This is a genomic window from Myxococcus stipitatus DSM 14675 (genome assembly GCF_000331735.1).
GTDB lineage: Bacteria > Myxococcota > Myxococcia > Myxococcales > Myxococcaceae > Myxococcus > Myxococcus stipitatus.
Genome location: NC_020126.1, coordinates 9,620,056 through 9,636,552, shown reverse-complemented (window position 1 = coordinate 9,636,552; position 16,497 = coordinate 9,620,056). Strand labels below are relative to the sequence as shown.

Annotated in this window: 22 protein-coding genes; 16 read left to right on the top strand and 6 right to left on the bottom strand. The window is 69.4% G+C overall.

Annotation, left to right across the window (positions count from 1 at the left end):
- Positions 1-19 precede the first annotated feature (19 nt).
- Both MYSTI_RS43495 and MYSTI_RS37395 read left to right on the top strand, forming a co-directional pair.
- Entirely contained in the window at positions 20-460 is a 441-nt protein-coding gene (locus MYSTI_RS43495; RefSeq protein ID WP_015353057.1) for a hypothetical protein, read from the top strand.
- 146 nt (positions 461-606) lie between these two features.
- A complete protein-coding gene (locus tag MYSTI_RS37395; protein ID WP_015353056.1) occupies positions 607-1,041 on the top strand; it encodes a hypothetical protein in 435 nt (144 codons plus the stop codon).
- On the opposite strand, the gene MYSTI_RS37390 is transcribed toward MYSTI_RS37395, so the two are convergent.
- Positions 1,026-1,289, bottom strand: a complete 264-nt coding sequence (locus tag MYSTI_RS37390) for a hypothetical protein (protein WP_015353055.1) — start codon at positions 1,287-1,289, stop codon at positions 1,026-1,028. The two genes, MYSTI_RS37395 and MYSTI_RS37390, sit on opposite strands and share 16 nt — an antisense overlap.
- Positions 1,290-1,422: 133 nt before the next feature.
- Complete coding sequence (locus MYSTI_RS37385) at positions 1,423-1,782, bottom strand: thioredoxin family protein (RefSeq protein WP_015353054.1); 360 nt, start codon at positions 1,780-1,782, stop codon at positions 1,423-1,425.
- Between the two features lie 303 nt (positions 1,783-2,085).
- On the opposite strand from MYSTI_RS37385, the gene MYSTI_RS37380 reads away from it, so the two are divergent.
- On the top strand, positions 2,086-3,858 hold the full coding sequence (locus MYSTI_RS37380) for a hypothetical protein (RefSeq protein ID WP_015353053.1): 1,773 nt from the start codon (positions 2,086-2,088) through the stop codon (positions 3,856-3,858).
- Positions 3,859-4,105: 247 nt separating this feature from the next.
- Here MYSTI_RS37380 and MYSTI_RS37375 read toward each other — a convergent pair whose 3' ends face one another.
- From MYSTI_RS37375 to MYSTI_RS37365, 3 genes are all read right to left on the bottom strand, one after another.
- Positions 4,106-4,378 carry a hypothetical protein gene (locus tag MYSTI_RS37375; RefSeq protein WP_015353052.1) on the bottom strand — a complete coding sequence of 91 codons (273 nt, stop codon included), beginning with the start codon at positions 4,376-4,378 and terminating at the stop codon, positions 4,106-4,108.
- Positions 4,379-4,491: 113 nt separating this feature from the next.
- A complete protein-coding gene (locus MYSTI_RS37370) occupies positions 4,492-5,139 on the bottom strand; it encodes a SanA/YdcF family protein (RefSeq protein ID WP_015353051.1) in 648 nt (215 codons plus the stop codon).
- Between the two features lie 77 nt (positions 5,140-5,216).
- The gene (locus tag MYSTI_RS37365) at positions 5,217-5,636 is read right to left on the bottom strand and encodes a response regulator transcription factor (protein WP_233278084.1); all 420 of its coding nucleotides are present in this window, start codon (positions 5,634-5,636) and stop codon (positions 5,217-5,219) included.
- 218 nt (positions 5,637-5,854) lie between these two features.
- Between MYSTI_RS37365 and atpG the strand changes: the two genes are divergently transcribed.
- The 5 genes from atpG (at position 5,855) to MYSTI_RS37340 (ending at position 10,284) form a co-directional block, all read left to right on the top strand.
- On the top strand, positions 5,855-6,736 hold the full coding sequence (gene atpG / locus MYSTI_RS37360; RefSeq protein ID WP_015353049.1) for an ATP synthase F1 subunit gamma: 882 nt from the start codon (positions 5,855-5,857) through the stop codon (positions 6,734-6,736).
- Between the two features lie 108 nt (positions 6,737-6,844).
- Positions 6,845-7,642, top strand: coding sequence for a prohibitin family protein (locus MYSTI_RS37355; RefSeq protein WP_015353048.1), 798 nt, complete (start codon positions 6,845-6,847; stop codon positions 7,640-7,642).
- A gap of 171 nt (positions 7,643-7,813) precedes the next feature.
- Positions 7,814-9,256, top strand: coding sequence for a F0F1 ATP synthase subunit beta (atpD, locus tag MYSTI_RS37350; protein ID WP_015353047.1), 1,443 nt, complete (start codon positions 7,814-7,816; stop codon positions 9,254-9,256).
- Positions 9,257-9,287: 31 nt separating this feature from the next.
- Positions 9,288-9,854: a hypothetical protein gene (locus MYSTI_RS37345; protein ID WP_015353046.1), complete on the top strand. Its 567-nt coding sequence runs from the start codon at positions 9,288-9,290 to the stop codon at positions 9,852-9,854.
- Positions 9,855-9,876: 22 nt separating this feature from the next.
- Positions 9,877-10,284 (top strand): F0F1 ATP synthase subunit epsilon, encoded by a 408-nt coding sequence (locus tag MYSTI_RS37340; RefSeq protein WP_015353045.1) that lies wholly within the window; start codon positions 9,877-9,879, stop codon positions 10,282-10,284.
- 19 nt (positions 10,285-10,303) lie between these two features.
- Here MYSTI_RS37340 and MYSTI_RS45470 read toward each other — a convergent pair whose 3' ends face one another.
- Positions 10,304-10,981 (bottom strand): ArsR/SmtB family transcription factor, encoded by a 678-nt coding sequence (locus MYSTI_RS45470; protein ID WP_015353044.1) that lies wholly within the window; start codon positions 10,979-10,981, stop codon positions 10,304-10,306.
- Between the two features lie 131 nt (positions 10,982-11,112).
- Here MYSTI_RS45470 and MYSTI_RS37330 point away from each other — a divergent pair, with 131 nt between their 5' ends.
- The 8 genes from MYSTI_RS37330 (at position 11,113) to MYSTI_RS37295 (ending at position 16,493) form a co-directional block, all read left to right on the top strand.
- Complete coding sequence (locus MYSTI_RS37330; protein ID WP_015353043.1) at positions 11,113-11,742, top strand: flavin reductase family protein; 630 nt, start codon at positions 11,113-11,115, stop codon at positions 11,740-11,742.
- 125 nt (positions 11,743-11,867) lie between these two features.
- The gene (locus MYSTI_RS37325; RefSeq protein ID WP_015353042.1) at positions 11,868-12,251 is read left to right on the top strand and encodes a group I truncated hemoglobin; all 384 of its coding nucleotides are present in this window, start codon (positions 11,868-11,870) and stop codon (positions 12,249-12,251) included.
- A gap of 19 nt (positions 12,252-12,270) precedes the next feature.
- Positions 12,271-13,266, top strand: a complete 996-nt coding sequence (locus tag MYSTI_RS37320) for a 2Fe-2S iron-sulfur cluster-binding protein (protein ID WP_015353041.1) — start codon at positions 12,271-12,273, stop codon at positions 13,264-13,266.
- Between the two features lies 1 nt (position 13,267).
- Complete coding sequence (locus MYSTI_RS37315) at positions 13,268-13,714, top strand: RrF2 family transcriptional regulator (protein WP_015353040.1); 447 nt, start codon at positions 13,268-13,270, stop codon at positions 13,712-13,714.
- Positions 13,711-13,971 carry a hypothetical protein gene (locus tag MYSTI_RS37310; RefSeq protein ID WP_015353039.1) on the top strand — a complete coding sequence of 87 codons (261 nt, stop codon included), beginning with the start codon at positions 13,711-13,713 and terminating at the stop codon, positions 13,969-13,971. Before MYSTI_RS37315 ends, MYSTI_RS37310 begins: the two co-directional genes overlap by 4 nt.
- Before the next feature lie 411 nt (positions 13,972-14,382).
- Complete coding sequence (locus MYSTI_RS37305; protein WP_015353038.1) at positions 14,383-15,411, top strand: ADP-ribosylglycohydrolase family protein; 1,029 nt, start codon at positions 14,383-14,385, stop codon at positions 15,409-15,411.
- A 171-nt stretch (positions 15,412-15,582) separates the two neighbouring features.
- Entirely contained in the window at positions 15,583-15,987 is a 405-nt protein-coding gene (locus MYSTI_RS37300; RefSeq protein ID WP_015353037.1) for a phage holin family protein, read from the top strand.
- Positions 15,984-16,493, top strand: coding sequence for a hypothetical protein (locus MYSTI_RS37295; protein ID WP_015353036.1), 510 nt, complete (start codon positions 15,984-15,986; stop codon positions 16,491-16,493). Before MYSTI_RS37300 ends, MYSTI_RS37295 begins: the two co-directional genes overlap by 4 nt.
- The last annotated feature ends 4 nt before the right edge of the window (positions 16,494-16,497 follow it).

Below are 16,497 nucleotides of genomic sequence, written 5' to 3'. Positions count from 1 at the left end.
TGTCCCGAGGGGGGCTGTGATGTTCCTTGCGCGCGTCGTGAATGGTGTTGTGTTGTCTTTGTCGGTGATGTTCCTGGTGCTGGTGTCCGGGTGTGGAGCGGATGCTTCGTCCTCGAGCCCTGAAGAGGTGGAGCCTGCACTGGTGGAGGAAGAGTCGCTCGAGAGCGCGGAGCAGGACCTGGCCGCGTGCAAGTACTACAATTACTACCGGGACGAAGCTCGGAACCCTCGCGGACCCAATCGTTGCTCCAGCAGCTGTGATTGTGACGGTATGCGGACCTGTAGCTCGAGTGGCTGGTGCCAGGGAGTTGCGCGTCCGGCGGTGGGCTGCGACAGCCCTCGCTACTACTGGAACGAGGCCTGGAATCCGGCGGGCTCGAATCGCTGTGCGAACTCCTGCCAGTGTGATGGCCGCCGGACGTGCAGCTCGAGCGGCTGGTGTCAGGGGACCTCGCGCTAGCGTGAATCAAGGACGTGTGCAGCGCCCTGCACGACTGTGCCGCGCGCTGCGCTCCGGGCCCTCTTCAAGAGGGGCGGCCCCGAGGGACAGGAGAGATGGCAAGGCGTTTGCTCTTGCGTAGGCGCCTCGACCTCCGAGGAGGAGCCATGTTCTCCCGTCCTGTTGATGGACCTCAACTGAAGCTTCGGGCGGCATCCCGCGTGGCTGTGCTCACGGCCCTGCTGTCGGCCCTGCCGGCGTACGCCGGCTGTGGCTGGGGTGGGAGATCGCTCTCGGGGGCTGCTGAGTTCGTCATCCTGGGAGGGTTGACGTGTCTCACCCTGGCTTTCGCGCTGTTGACCCGAGCCGGTCCCGGAGGCCGTGTGCTGGTCATCTTCTCCAGCGTGACCGCACTCCTCGCCGTCCTGCTGGGCGGCGTCTTCGCTGTCATCAACGAAAGCGCCTCGCTGGCTGTGTATTGGGGAGGCGGGGCCATCGGGTTCGCCATCCTGGGGTGGTATCGGTTCATGACCCTCAATGGACCCATCCGATACCCCCAAGTGCTCGTTCAGCCCCCGCCGCAGGATCAGCAGTTGTTGTAGCTGCAGGCGCGGTTGCAGATCTTGAATCGGGCGAGGCAGGTGTCCTGACAACCCCGGGGAGCCCCGGGCTCGTCGCATCGCTCGAGGCAGGCAACGTAGTTGCCGCCACAGTCGTAGCAGCAGGGCACCAGGTTCACGGCTGTCTCCGCCGTCACTTCGCCCTGGGCCTCGTCGCCAGACTCGGCGGGGACGGGCGCACTGGCGCCCAGGCAAAGTCCGACGAGCAGCGTGAAGAGCATCTTCTTCATGTATCTCCCCCCTCTGCGTGGGCTTCAGCGCGTCTGGGCAGACCCACGCGGTGACTTCCAGACGGAGGAGAAACGGATGACGTGCCGTTTCTTACCGAGGCTCGTACTTCGGGGCGATATGGGGGGGCTTGGCCTACGCCGGGCTTCCGGGTGGGGTCGGCAGGTGCTCGCGGATGACGCCGAGGAAGTATTCCTTCCCGTAGTACTGGCTCATCTTCCCCAGGAGCTTCCCGTCGCGGAACAGCAGGAACGTGGGGATGCCGTAGAGGCCGAAGCGGTGAGCCAGTGACTCGTGCTGGTAGGCGTTCACCTTGACCACCCGCATGGGGGCGCCATCCAGTTCCGAGAGGAGCATGGGTTCGGCCGCCGCGTAGACCTCGCAGTTCGGGCAGCCGTCGCCCCAGAAGTCCACGACCACCAGTTCGCCCTGGGGCTCCAGGACGAGCTGGTCGAAGTTCTCTGGGGTTCCCTCATAGCTGACTGGATGCGCCATGGCCCTTGCCTAACGGTCCGTCCCCCTGGCTTCAAGGCCGGCTCGGAGGCCTGGCCTCCGATGTCTCGCCTTTCGAGGCGAAGCTCGGGGATGCGGGTCCCCCGGCGTGGTGGGGCGGGAGCCCAGGGTGAGGCCCCCCAGGTTGGCCGACGTTCTTCCTCCCGAGGGAGTGGGAGCCAGGCGCCTGAGCTGGGGTGGTCGTGGTAGGTCGGGTGAAAAGTCCCAAACGGACACTGCGCGACAGGGCTCGTCCGCCGTAAGGTTGTCGCAGTGGATGTGCAGTGGATGTGTCGTGGAGGGGTCATGCACGAGTGGTTGGAGGCACTGCGGAAGTCGGCGAAAGCAGCGGCAACGGGTGTGTCCGCGGATGAGGTCCGGTGGGCGGAGACCGAGTGCGGCGTCCCGTTCCCCGAGGACCTCGGCCACTTGTACCTGGCATTCAACGGCGGCGAGTTCCTGGGAGAGGTGACGCTCTTTCCGCTGCATGGCCCCGAGGGTGCCGCGAGTGTCCTGGAGAAGACGCGGCTGAAGCTGGAGGGCCTCCCCGCGGCGGGGGTATGGCGCGTGGGAGTGAAGGGGCCTCATCGGCACCTGTTCTCCGCGCGCAAGTCGGCCATGGTGGAGCAGGGCGACGGCGGTGGACCGCTGCCGGGCTGGGTCGAGGCGCTGGGTGACGACGAGTGGGTCTACGGCACCTGGGATGGCGAGAAGCGTGAGATGCGGCTGTACCGCTCGCTGCGGGACATGCTCGACGTGCTCGTCCCGCCGGCGGAGGTCGAGAGCTTCGGAGAGCGCACCTTCGCTCGGGCGATGAACGCGGTGCTCCAGGAGGCCCTCTCCGGCGTGGCGGGGGAGGACGAGGAGCAGGCCGACGACGAGGAAGACGACGTCGACGAGGCCGAGGAAGAGGTCGAAGAGGAGGAGGCCCAGCGCGAGCTTGCCTATGAGTACGACGAGGATGTGTCTCGCGGCCGGAAGGGCACGGGCGGGGACCGCTACGTCGGGGACGAGGCCGCTGGGGGCGGACGTACGGGGGCCAAGGCGGGCAATGGGAAGAAGCCCGTCGTTCGCGTGGAGTCGAAGGTCAAGCAGACCGAGCTCTTCGTGAGGCCGACGATGCAGGAGGCCCTGAGCAAGGAGCTCGGGAGCGAGAAGACCCCGAAGAAGGCCCCCACGGGTCAGGTCTCTGAGCCCAAGGCGAGCAAGGCCCACAAGGCGAAGACCGGGGCGGTGACGGTCGCGGAGGTGGCTGCGATGAAGGAGGTCGAGCCGACCGTGGTGACGGCGGCCTCCGCCGAGGCCACGGAGAAGGCTTCCGCGTCCACGAAGGCGAAGAAGCCTTCGGCCCCCGCGAAGGTCGCGGAGGCGAAGCCCGCGAGCAAGAAGGCCGAGGCCACGAACGCTGCCGCCGCGAAGCCCGTGAGCAAAAAGGCCGAGGTCACGAACGCTGCTCCGGCGAAGCCCGCGAGCAAGAAGGACGTGGTCACGAACGTTGCCCCGGCGACGCCCGTGAGCAAGAAGGCCGCAGCCACGAACGCTGCCCCCGCGAAGCCCGCGGGCAAGAGGGTCGCGCTCGTGATGGCTGTGGAGACGAAGTCCACGGGCAAGGTCGCGGCCCCTGCGAAGGCTGCGGAGCAAAAGCCCACGGGCAAGAAGTCTGCGCCCGTGAAGCCTGTGGCGTCGAAGCCCACCGGCAAGAACGCTTCGCCCGCGAAGGCCGGGGAGAAGAAGTCCACGGGCGTGAAGGCCGTGCCTGCGAAGGCGCTCAAGTCGAAGGCCGCAGCCAAGAAGCCGGCTCCCGCGAGGGCCCCCGCGAAGAAGGGGACCGCCACGAAGGCTGCGGCGAAGAAGGCCCCTGCGCAGGTTGCCACGAAGGCATCGGCGAAGAAGGCCCCTGCGAAGGTCGCCACGAAGGCATCGGCGAAGGCCGCGAAGAAGGCTCCCGCGCAGCAGCCCACGGTGAAGGCGGGCGCCAAGAAGACGCCCGTCGCGAAGCAGGCAGTGGCGAAGAAGGGCGCTGCGAAGAAGGCGGTGCCGTCGAAGAGCGCCGCCAAGAAAGCCAAGCCAAGGAAGTAGGCAGCCCACGGGTGCATGCCCCCATTCACGGGGGCATGCCAACCCGATGGCCCACGGCTCCTCTCCAACAGATACGCCGTGGCTTCTGCCATGTCGTCACATCACGTCGTGTGCCGAGCCCGGTTTCCCAGCTCCGTCGAGCCACGACGTGGTGCGTACAGGACTCGCCCCACGGCGACGTCCGTGAAGAGAGTGCCGCCCCCTCTCCTCGCGAACCACCCCCGCGGCGCCTCACGGGGGCGTGAACCTAGCTCTCCGGCAATTGGTCCCTGCGCGCGGGGCGCAACCGTTCCTCGGGCTGTGCCGTCAGCTCCGTCTCTTCCGTCTCCTCATCCCCTCGGCGGAACTCGTGAATCTGGTCCGGGAGGATGTCTCGGAAGTCCGGCTCCTCCTCCAGGGGAGGAGACGACGCCAGGTCCTGGTCGGTGATGTTGATCTCCTCCTCGCCGGTGTCCTGATTCACATGACGCAGCGAGGTGGACTCGCCCACGTCCTCCGAGCCGAGCTTCTTGAATCGCATGGGTCTCTCCTCGCGAAAGAGGGGTGGGCCAGCCTCCGTGTCTCAACAATGAGAACCCACTCCGACCGCCGCAATTCGCACGCGCCCGCCCGCCTGCCGGGCTCGGCCCTGCCTCAGCCCTTGGGGACCGCCGCGCGGCCCGTGGGGTAGACGGGCTCCACCTTCAGCACCACCATCCCCAACGCCAGCACCCGCGACAGCGTCTCGCGCACCGTGTACCGCCAAGGCGTCGAGCGACCCTCATCCGCCGCCACGCCCCACGCGTCGATGCCCACCGAGTTCGCGATGAACAACGCCCGCGGCAGATGAAACCGCTGCGTCACCAGCAATGCCTTGCTCGCCCCGAACACCGCCCGCGCCCGCAGGCAGCTGTCATACGTCGACAGCCCCGCCTCATCCCCCAGCACCACGTCCTCCGGCAGGCCCCGAGCCAACAGGTAGCGCCGCATGGCCCGCGTCTCGTGGTGGAACGGCTTCACCTCGTCCCCACTCACCAGCACCGCGCGCACCTTGCCCGCGCGCCACAGCGCCATCGCCATGTCCAGCCGCTGCGCCAGCACTGGAGAGGGCACTGCGCCCGGCGCCAGCCCCGCGCCGAACACGAGCGCCACGGGCGCCTCGGGCGCCTCCACCAACGGCACGATGCGCTCCTCGTAGCTCACTCGCACCAGGTACGAGAGGCCGAGCAGGCCCACGATGCCCACGAGCAGGAGGACAAGGGCCCTGCGCGCCCAGATACCGCTCGCTCGGGTTGGCTTCATGGACCCTGGAACACCACTCCAGCCGCCATTGTGTTCCGACCCGCCCACCAGACAAAGCCCCGTGTGAGGCCCTCACGTCAGGAAGGCGCGTCCGTCTGGGCCTCGGCCTGGCCCGGCAACAACCGCCGGAGCGTCTCCAGCAACCGCCGAGGGTCCACCGGCTTCGGCAGGAACGCCGCCACTCCCTGGCTGGCCGCGTACACCGCTCTGTCCCGAGGACTCATCCGCTCCGTGTCCGCCGACAGGATGACGACCGGCACCCGCGAGAGCCCCGGCGCGCTCGCCCGGGCCGTCAGCACCCGGTGCCCGTCCATCACCGGCAACCCCATGTCCAACAGGATGAGGGAGGGGCTCGGCGAGGCCGCCAGGTGCGCCAGCGCCTCCCGCCCGTCCCCCGCCGAACGCACGGAATACCCTTGGAGCTCCAGATAGGCCTGGAGTGCCTCACGGATGTCCAGGTCGTCCTCGACGATGAGCACGGGTCCAGCGGGGGTCATGCCCTCGAAGGTAAGGTGCCGCCCCGCCATCGAAACCCAGGGCCCCCGGGCCCGCCTGGCCGCCCTGCGCTGGAGGGACCCGGCCGCGTGTCCGGAAAGCCCCGGGAGGACTGCCGTTGACCGGCCCCCGGCCCGCTTATATAGGGGGCCCCGCCGTCAAGCTGCCCTGCTCTCACCTGGGGGTATCGGCAGAACGTCCCACAGGAGTTGCTCGTCCCATGGCGTCCCTTCGCGACATCCGCAAGCGCATCCGCTCGGTGAAGAACACGCGGCAGATCACCAAGGCCATGAAGATGGTCTCCGCCGCGAAGCTGCGCAAGGCGCAGGACGCCATCCTCGCCGCCCGTCCGTACGCGACGATGTTGGATCAGATCATCGCGGACCTGTCGGCGCGCTCCGGTGACGACAACCTCACCCACCCGCTGCTGGCGGCCCGTCCCGTCAAGCGCGTGGAGCTCATCACCCTGACGTCGGACCGCGGCCTCGCCGGCGGCTTCAACTCCAACGTCACCCGCCGCGCCAACCGGTTCCTGTACGAGAACACGGGCCTGGAGAACATCCGGATCTCCACGGTGGGCCGCAAGGGCAACGACTTCTTCCGCAACCGCAACCAGGACGTGCGCAAGGACTTCGGCGGCCTGTACCAGCGCCTGAACTACCGCGCCGCCGCGGACATCGCCGAGGAGCTGGTCGCCAGCTACCTCAACGGCGAGGTGGACGCCGTCCACATCGTCTACAACGAGTTCATCAGCGCGATTAACCAGAAGGTGGTCGTCACCCAGCTGCTGCCCCTGCAGACGCTGGGCACGGGCGGGGCTCCGTCCGAGGGCGCCGCCGCCATGGTGGACTTCAAGTACGAGCCGGACCGCCAGGCCGTGCTGGACCGCCTGGTGCCCCAGGCCGTCAACATCAAGCTCTACCGCGCCCTCCTGGAGAGCGTGGCCAGCGAGCACGGCGCCCGCATGAGCGCCATGGAGAACGCGACCTCCAACGCCTCCGACATGATTTCCAGCCTGACGCTCACCTACAACCGCACCCGTCAGGCGGTCATCACCAAGGAGCTCATGGAGATCGTCTCCGGCGCCGAGGCCCTCAAGTAGTCCCAGGCCCCACCGCCGTACGCTCCGGGCCCGCCCCATTTTTGGGAGCGGGCCCTTCGCGTTTAAGGTCTCCCCCGAGCACGTGTGGGCTCATGCGAGGGAGGCTTCGTGAAGCGACTGGGGATGCTGTTGGGCGTGCTGCTCTTGGGAAGTGGCTGTGGTTTCGACACCATCCCCAGCGGCCACGGGGGGATTGGGTTCGACTCGTTCGGCAGCGGCACGCTGCGCGAGCCCTATGGCGAAGGCATGCACGTGATGCGGCCGGGCAAGTCGCTCATCGTGTACGACCTGCGCGTCCAGGAGATGAAGGACGAGCTGAGCGTCCTGTCCAACAACGGCCTGGACCTGCGGGTGGACTCCAGCGTGCGCTACCGGGTGGACCCGACGAAGCTCTTCGAGCTGCACACGCAGACGGGCCCCCGGTACGCGGACATCCTCATCGCCCCCATCACCCGCTCAGAGGCCCGCAAGGTGTTCGGCCGGTACGCGCCGGAGGAGATCTATTCCACCAAGCGCGAGCAGATTGAGAAGGAGATCTTCGACGAGGTGACCCGGGCGCTGAAGGACAAGCACGTCGTCGTGGAGGCCATCCTGGTCCGGGACGTGACGCTGCCCACGGCCATCCGGGAGGCCATCTCCGACAAGCTGGCCGAGGAGCAGCGCAGCCAGAAGATGCGCTTCACCCTGGACAAGGAGCGCCAGGAGGCCGAGCGCCGGCAGATCGAAGCCGAGGGCATCGCCAAGTACCAGACCATCGTCCGCCAGGGCCTCACGGAGGAGTACCTGCGCTTCAAGGGCATCGAGGCGACCGAGAAGCTGGCCGCCAGCTCCAACGCCAAGGTGGTCATCGTGGGCGGCGGCTCGAAGGGCAACCTGCCGCTGGTGTACCAGGTGGGCGAAAAGTAGGTGGGGTTGGCCCCACGGCGTGGATCCGCTAAGCGGGACTTACCGGTCCGGAGCCCGGGAGGCTTGATTCTAGGGGAGGCGCCCGGTAAAGGGGCTCCGCCCTCATATCCGGGCCGAAATTTGATGACGGGCACGGCGCCGGTCGCCCCCCGCACGAGGCAGACGACACCCATGAGCGCTCAAGTTCCTACGGCAGGCAAAGTCATCCAGGTTCTCGGCCCCGTGGTCGACGTGGAGTTTCCGCCCGGTGGTCTCCCGGAGGTGTACGTCGCCCTCAAGCTGACCAACGCCAACCTGGGCCCTGAGCAGGACAACCTGGTGCTCGAGGTTGCCCAGCACCTGGGTGAGAACACGGTGCGCACCATCGCCATGGACTCCACCGAGGGTCTGGCGCGTGGCACGCCGGTGAAGAACACGGGCGCCCCCATCCAGGTGCCGGTGGGCAAGGCGACCCTGGGCCGCATCCTGAACGTCACCGGCGAGCCGGTGGACGAGATGGGCCCGGTGAAGTCGCAGGAGTACTGGCCCATCCACCGCGCGCCCCCTCCGTTCACGGAGCAGGACGTGCGCGTGCAGATGTTCGAGACGGGCATCAAGGTCATCGACCTGCTCGCCCCCTACACCCGCGGCGGCAAGATTGGCCTGTTCGGCGGCGCCGGCGTCGGCAAGACGGTGCTCCTGCAGGAGCTCATCCGCAACGTGGCCATCGAGCGCGGCGGCTTCTCCGTGTTCGCCGGCGTCGGTGAGCGCACCCGCGAGGGCAACGACCTGTACCACGAGATGCAGGACACGGGCGTCATCAAGACCGACAACCTGGAGGCCAGCCAGGCCGTCCTCGTGTACGGCCAGATGAACGAGCCGCCTGGTGCCCGCGCCCGTGTCGCGCTCTCCGCGCTGACCATGGCGGAGTACTTCCGCGACGTGGAGGGCCGTGACGTGCTCCTCTTCGTGGACAACATCTTCCGCTTCACCCAGGCCGGCTCGGAAGTGTCCGCCCTCCTGGGCCGCATCCCGAGCGCCGTGGGTTACCAGCCCACGCTGGCCACCGAGATGGGCGGTCTGCAGGAGCGCATCACCTCCACGACCAAGGGCTCCATCACGTCCGTGCAGGCCATCTACGTGCCCGCCGACGACCTGACGGACCCGGCGCCCGCCACCGCGTTCGCCCACCTGGACGCGACGACGGTGCTCAACCGCTCCATCGCGGAGCTCGCCATCTTCCCCGCCGTGGACCCGCTCGACTCCACCAGCCGCATCCTGGACCCGGGCATCATCGGCCAGGAGCACTACGCGGTGGCTCGCAAGGTCCAGGGCATCCTGCAGCGCTACAAGGAGCTCCAGGACATCATCGCCATCCTCGGCATGGACGAGCTCTCCGAGGACGACAAGCTGGTCGTGGCGCGCGCCCGCAAGATCCAGAAGTTCCTGTCGCAGCCCTTCTTCGTGGCGCAGGTCTTCACCGGCAAGGAAGGCCGGTACGTGAAGCTCCAGGACACCATCCAGGGCTTCAAGGAGATCGCCGAGGGCAAGCACGACGACATCCCCGAGGGCGCCTTCTACATGGCGGGCACCATCAGCGAGGTCGCCGAGAACGCCCGGAAGATGGTGGCGTAGACTCGCTGTCCCACCCTCTTCCGAGGTGACCATGCGTCACGCGGCGCTCGCCCTGTTCTTCTGTGTCCTGTCGCTCCCCGCCTTGGCGGAGGAGCGCAAGGGAAGGGCTCGGGTGAGCGCCAACGGCTTGTACAGCGTGCGCATGGTGGACTCGGGGGCGGGCAAGTGCCGGCTCGAGGTGACGAAGGAGAGCGGTCCCGCCTGGCACCTCGAGCAGTGCGTGGGGACGGTGGACGACTACTACTTCGTCTCCAACGACGGTGAGCGGGTGTGGGTGCTCTGGCCCCTGGTGGAGAAGGGGAAGGCGAAGCCCGCGCCCCGGACGAAGAAGAAGGGCAAGCAGCCGAAGGGGCCTCCGGGCTGGGCGGTGGAGGTGTTGGTGGCGGGGCAGTACACGCGCGAGGGACAGCGCGTCCTGGAGCGGCGCCTGACGGACGTGGTCCCCTCGAAGCTGCTCACCGAGGTGCGCCAGATGACCCACCACTTGAAGTGGTTGGAAGGCACGCTCGGCATCCCCGGCAAGGGGCCTCGGTTGACGGACGGCGGGGTGGTGGAGTTCGAGCCGGTGGGTGGCGTCACCCAGCAGCTCCATTTCTGATTTGGGTAGTGCGAGGAGCCTCATGGCCAAGCTGACTGTGGAGATTGTCACCCCCGAGAAGCGCATCCTGTCGGTCCAGGCCGACGAGGCGGTTGTGCCCGGTGGGAAGGGCCTGTTTGGCGTGCGGCCGGGCCACACCCCGTTCCTGTCGCTGATGGAGCCGGGCGCGCTGACGCTGGTGGAGGCTGGCAAGCGCGACGCGTACTTCGTCGCCGGCGGCTTCGTGGAAGTGGCCAACGACAAGGTGCTGGTGCTGGCGGACGCCGCCGAGCACGTGTCCGGCATCGACGTGGACGGCGCGCGCAAGCGCATGGCCGAGGCGCAGGAGCGCCTGAAGGGCCTGTCCTCCGAGGACGCCCGCTACGAGCTGGAGCAGGCCACGGTGCGCCGCGAGGCGGCCCGCATCGGCGCCGCTGGCGCTCGGGGCTGAGGCGACGGGCTGACCGGCTTCACGGCCAGGTCAGCCCCAGTTGCTGGTCGAATCCCCGCCGGCCCTCGACGGTGAGCCGCACTCCGCGGCCCTCGGGCCGGCGTGCAATCCAGCGCAGCACGAAGAGGCGCTCCGTCATCGCGGCGCCCAGCGCTCCCCCCACGTGGGCGCGGCGCTCGCTCCAGTCCAGGCAACGGCGTGCGAAGGCGCGCCGGCCTTGGGACAGGGCCTCCACGTCCACGCCCCAGCTCGAGACGAAGCGCGTGCCCGCGGGCGTCAGGACGTAGCTGTCCTCTCCCGACTCCAGCAGGCCCCGGTGCTCCAGCGCCTCCGCCAGGGCCACGCCCAGCGTGCCCGCGAGGTGGTCATAGCAGGTGCGCGCGAAGCGCAGCGGCTCGGGGACTCGCGAGGGGATGAGGCGCGTGGGGGCGAGGAGCTGGAGGGCCTCCAGTGCTCGCGCCACGTTCGGGTGGGCCAGCCGGTAGTAGCGGTGGCGGCCCTGCACCTCCACGCGCACGAGCTGTCCCTCCAGGAGCTTCGCGAGGTGGCCGCTCGCTGTCTGCGGCGAGATGCGCGCCTCCGCCGCCAGCTCTCCCGCGGTCCTCGCGGGGCCTTCCAGCAGGCGCGACAGCATGCTCGCGCGCGCGGGGTCTCCGATGAGCGCCGCGACGAGGGCCAGGTCGAGGGATTGAGGCATGGGGCGAGTGTATGGCTTTGCGCGCGGAGATACTTCGGTCCAGGCCGAAGTATTTCCCCGCGGGGGCTTTCCCTCGACGCTTCTGTCACCGCCGAAACATCCCGGTGCGCTCCCACGCTAGCGATGCGCGGATGAACGAGCCGACCCGACACCGCGTGATTGCACCTCGCATCCTCTACTTCGGAACCCCCGTGGCGCTGCTGAGCACCGTCGGGGAGGACGGCGCGCCGAACCTGACGCCGTTCTCCTCGGTGTGGGCGCTCGACGACCGGCTCGTGCTGGGGTTGGGCTTGATGGGCCAGGGGCTGGCGAACCTGGAGCGCACGCGGGAGGCCGTGGTGAACCTGCCCTCCGCCGCGCAGTGGCCGCAGGTGGAGCGCATCGCGCCGACGACGGGCCGCTTCCCCGTGCCGGAGGCGAAGCGCGCCATGGGCTACCAGCACGAGCCTCGCAAGTTCGAGCGCGCGGGCCTCACGCCCTTGCCCTCCGGCACCGTGGCGCCGCCGCGCGTGGCCGAGTGTCCGCTGCAGTTCGAGGCGGTGCTGCTCTCGGCGCACCGGTCGACGCTCACGCCTGGCGAGGACGCGCCCTCGTTCGCCATCGTCGAGCTGCGCGTCACCCGGGTGCACGCGCACGAGGACATCACCGTGCCAGGCACCCACCATGTCGACGTGACGCGCTGGCGGCCGCTGCTCTACGTCTTCCGTCACTACGTCGGCACCGGCCCGGGACTGGGGCGCAATTTTCGCGCGGAGACGTGAAGAATTTGCGCGGGGCGCCTGATTCCCTCGATTCGCGCGGCTTCTCTCCTTCAGTTGACCCTCTCTGTCAAACGATGCATTTGAAATGCATCTTTAAACCCGACCCGGGCGAAGGAGCGGATGCGATGAGCACGGCTGCGCAGCAGAAGAGCGTCTACGAGCAGATTGGCGGGGAGCCGGCGATGGCGGCGGCGGTGGAGGTGTTCTACCGGAAGGTGCTGTCCGACGACCGCATCAGCCACTTCTTCGAGGACGTGGACATGGAGCGCCAGGCGTCGAAGCAGAAGGCGTTCCTGACGATGGTGACGGGCGGGCCGTCGAGCTACTCGGGGAAGGACATGCGCGCGGGCCATGCGCACCTGGTGAAGCGCGGCCTCGGCGACGTGCACTTCGACGCGGTGGTGGAGCACCTGCGCGCCACGCTGGAGGAATTGGGCGTGGCCGCGCCGCTGGTGGCGCAGGTGCTGGCCATCGCGGGTGGGGCTCGCGCGGACGTGCTCAACCGCTGAACCCCCCAGGAGGCACGCCATGTCCATGACCCAGGTGAAGCACGAGTCGAAGTGGTATCCGCTCGAGCCCGAGGAGAGCGTGCTGGACGGGCTCCTGCGCCAGGGCGTGGCGGTGCCGAACTCCTGCCGCGCGGGGGCGTGCCAGTCCTGCCTCATGCGCGCGACCTCCGGCGACGTGCCGGACGCCGCGCGCGTGGGACTCAAGGACACGCTGCGCGCGCAGGGCTACTTCCTCGCGTGTGTCTGCAAGCCCGCCGCGGGCACGCGCCTGGAGGTCTCCGGCGCGGACGCGCTGCGAGTCCCCGCGCGCATCGACTCCGTGACGCCGCTGTCCGCGAGCGTGCTGCGCGTGAGGCTGTCCACCTCCGCGCCGCTGGACTACCGGGCGGGGCAGTACGTGTCGCTGCTGCGGGAGGATGGACTCGCCCGCAGCTACTCCCTGGCGAGCCTGCCGCGCGAGGGGCTGCTGGAGTTGCACGTGCGCCGCATCCCGGGCGGACTGATGAGCGGCTGGCTGTCGGAGCACGCGCGCGCGGGAGACGCCGTGGCCGTGCAGGGCCCCGCGGGAAGCTGCTTCTATGTTCCGGGCCGCTTCGAGCAACCCTTGCTGCTCGCGGGCACGGGCACGGGCCTGGCGCCGCTGTACGGCATCGTCCGTGACGCGCTCGAGTCGGGACACACCGGACCCATCTGGCTCTTCCAGGGCGCGCGCACGCCGGAGGGGCTCTACCTCACGGAGGAGCTGCGGGAACTCGCGCGTCGTCACTCGGGTTTCCACTACCGGCCGAGCGTGCTGACGGGCGGCAGCCGGGACGTGGCGGAGGGCGCGCTCGACGTGCTCCTCCGCGCGGAGTGTCCCAAGCCCGCGGGCTTCCGGGCCTTCCTCTGCGGGGACTCCGGATTGGTGTTATCCCTGCGCAAGAAGCTCTTCCTCTCGGGACTCGCGCTGAAGGACCTCCACGCGGATGTCTTCCTGCCGAGCACCCCCAGGGCGGAGGCCTCGGGAGCTCGCTGACGTGCACCTCACCCTCCACGCCGACTACTCGCTGCGTGTCCTGCTCTACCTCGCCGCGAGGCCGGAGCGGCTCGCCTCCACGCAGGAGCTGGCGGACGCGTACGGCATCTCCAAGCACCACCTGGTGCGGGTGGTGCAGACGCTCGCGTCGGAGGGCTTCGTGGAGGTCAAGGCGGGGCGCTCCGGCGGCGTGATGCTGGCGCGCGCGACGAAGGACATCCGCGTGGGCAAGGTGCTGCGCGCGGCCGAGCCCGACTTCGAGCTGGTGGAGTGCTTCAACCGCGAGAAGAACACCTGCCCCATCTCGCCGGCGTGTGGCCTCAAGGGCGTGCTCTCCGAGGCGCGAGAGGCCTTCCTCGCCGTGCTGGACCGGTACACACTGGCGGACCTGGTGGGCCGCTCCCGCAAGGACCTGGCGGCGCTCTTCCTCCCCGTGTCGACGCCATGACCTCTTCCACGCTCGAGTTGTTCCACCGCATCGCCGACAAGCCCTCCGCCGTGGCGCGGCGCTACGTCGTCGACCACGCGCTGGAGGACCGCGTCGAGTTCCGCAACCTCGCGTATGCACAGGCGGAGCTGGACTGGACGCTGCACGGTGGCCACTCCGTGCCCGCACTCTGGGACGGGACGCACCTGCACCAGGGCGCGGAGGCCGTGGTGGCGCGGCTGCAAGCCGTCGTCAACCTGGGACGCGACGACGCCTGACGCGTGACGGCGCGTGTGCCGACTCCCGCGCGTCGCTGCCACCTGGACATGCCGGGTGTGCCTTGCGCTCCGTGCGAGCCGCACGCACGCAAGCTTCCGGAGTTGGACACGTGTGCAGGTGCGCGAGGTCCCCGGGGTGCTCGGGCTTGCCGCCCCATGCCGGTTGCGGTAGTCAGCCCACCCCCGCGCGACGGCGGGCGGGGCACGAGCCAAGGAAGGTGGACGGTGATGACGGCGTGTGTCCTGCTGCACGGGGCCGAAGCCGCTCGCGTGAGACACGTGAGTGGAGTCCTCCTTCGCGAGTCAAGTCCCCACGCGTGTCATTTCACCGGAAGCCGTGCGCGTTTCACGCGATTCACGTGCTTCTCTTTGTCCGCCCGGCCCTGAGCCTCGGTTAATCTCCTCGACTCCATGTCGCTGACTCCCTCCGAGCGCCAGGACAGGTTCCATGCGGCGTTCGTGGGGCTCGCCATTGGAGATGCGCTCGGCTTCCCGCTGCGCGGCATCCCACCGGCCAGCCTCGCGCGGCTGCCTGGGCTCGCTGAGGACTTCGCGCCTCGGCCTCGGGGGAAGTTCGCCAAGGGCCAGTTCAGCGACGACACGCAGCTGTTGCTGGCCGCGGCGGAGAGCGTCATCCGCGAGGGCCGCGTCGAGGGCCGCAGCGCGGCGGCGCACCTGGCGTGGCTGTGGCAGGAGGGCATCATCCTCCAGCCGCCGCGCAGCCTCGCGGAGTCGCTCCAGCGGCTGTCCGGCGGTTCGCCGTGGATGAGCGCGGGCGCGCCCCTGGGCACGCTGTGCCCGTCCGTCCTCAGCCGCGCGCTGGTGGTGGGCCTCTTCGAGAGCGGTCAGCGCGCGCGCCTGCCGCATGACGCGGGCGTGCTCACCGTCATCACGCACAAGGACCCTGTCTGCGCCGCCGCCGCCGCCGCGTTCGCGCAGGCCGCCGCGCTGGGCATGGAGGAGGAGCCCCTGACGCCCGCCGCGTTCTGCGAGCAGCTCTCGCTGGCGGCGGCCGTGCACGACAAGGGGCTGGCGGAAGAGGTGCGGCACCTGCCTCGGCTGCTGACGTGGGACACCACGCGCGCGCTCACGCAGCTGCGTCGGGTGGGGGTGCCCCCCAGCGAGCTCAAGGGCGTGGACGGGCTGCCCTCGCACGTGGTGCCGGTGCTCCTGACGTCGTTGTACGCCGCGCTGAAGGTGCCGCACGACTTCCGCGAGGCCGTGGCGCTGGTGCTGCGCTGCGGCGGTGAGGCGGACGTGGCCGCGGCGCTCACGGGAGCGCTGATTGGCGCGCACCTGGGCACTCGCGCCATCCCCGCGCGGCTGCGCAAGCAGGTGCTGTACTCGGAGAACCTCGTCGACACCGCGGACCGCCTCTTCCGGGCGCACCAGGTGCGCGAGACGCTGGCCACCGCCCTGGCCCACCAGCGCCGCCGCTGAGCCGGCCTTCGGGCAGGCGGCCAGGCGCGCCTCGGTCCTGTACTTCCAGGTGGGCTTCTCGCGCTCGTTCGCCCTGCTCACCTTGTCCGGAGGAGTGGGGGCAGGTGCCGTCCGAGCGGACGGGCGCGTACCCGGCAAGGCCCTGCTTCCCGAGTGCGGGAGAGGTGAGCCGTGGACCTCGAATCAGAGCGCCTGGAGCGCAGCCAACTGGAGTCGCTGTCCACCGCGGAGCTCGTCCGCCATGCGCTGGCGGAGACCCGCTTGCTGGTGCGCGCGGAGGTGCTGCACGCCAAGAAGGAGCTGCGGGACGAGCTGAAGATGGCGCGCACCGCGGGCATCCTCCTGGGGGCTGGCGCCGTGCTGGTCCTCGTATCGCTCTCCGTCCTCTTCGTGGCGCTGGGGCTGGCGCTGCCCGTGGGCGCGGCGCTGGGCGTGCTGCTGGTGGGCGTGGTGCTGCTCGCCGTCGCGGCGGGGCTGCTGATGGTGGGCGTCAAGCGCCTGCCCAAGAAGCCCATGCTGCACACCCAGGAGCGCTTGAAGCTCGACTACCACCTCACGCGGGAGACGCTGCAATGAATGGCAACGGCCGAGGGGGCAACGGGCTGTCGGAGCGTCAACGCCACGCGGACCACCGCATCACCCAGGGCATGGATGACCGCAGGCAGGTGGAGGCGACGGCGGACCGCATCCGGGACGAGCTGCTCCTGACGCTGGAGGAGTTGGAGCGCCGGCGCGGGCGGATGCTGGATGTCCGCTACCAGGTCCAGCAGCACTCCGGCGCGCTGGTGGCCGCGGGCGCCGTGGCCATGGTGCTGGTGGGGGCGGGTGTGGGCTTCGCCGTCTATCGCTCCCGTCACCGCGCGGAGGTGATGCGCAGGAAGCGGCGCAAGGCGCTCCAGCGCGCGTGGGAGCACCCGGACCGCCTGGCCTCCAACGCCGAGCAGCGGCCCGTGGGCGTGGAGCTGGGCCGCAAGCTCATCCTCATCTTCGCCACCACGCTGGCCACCGCCGTGGCGAAGAACTCCGTCCAGACACTCGTGCCTCCCCGAGGGGCACCCGGTGCGGCTTTGTCTGGCGAGTAGAATT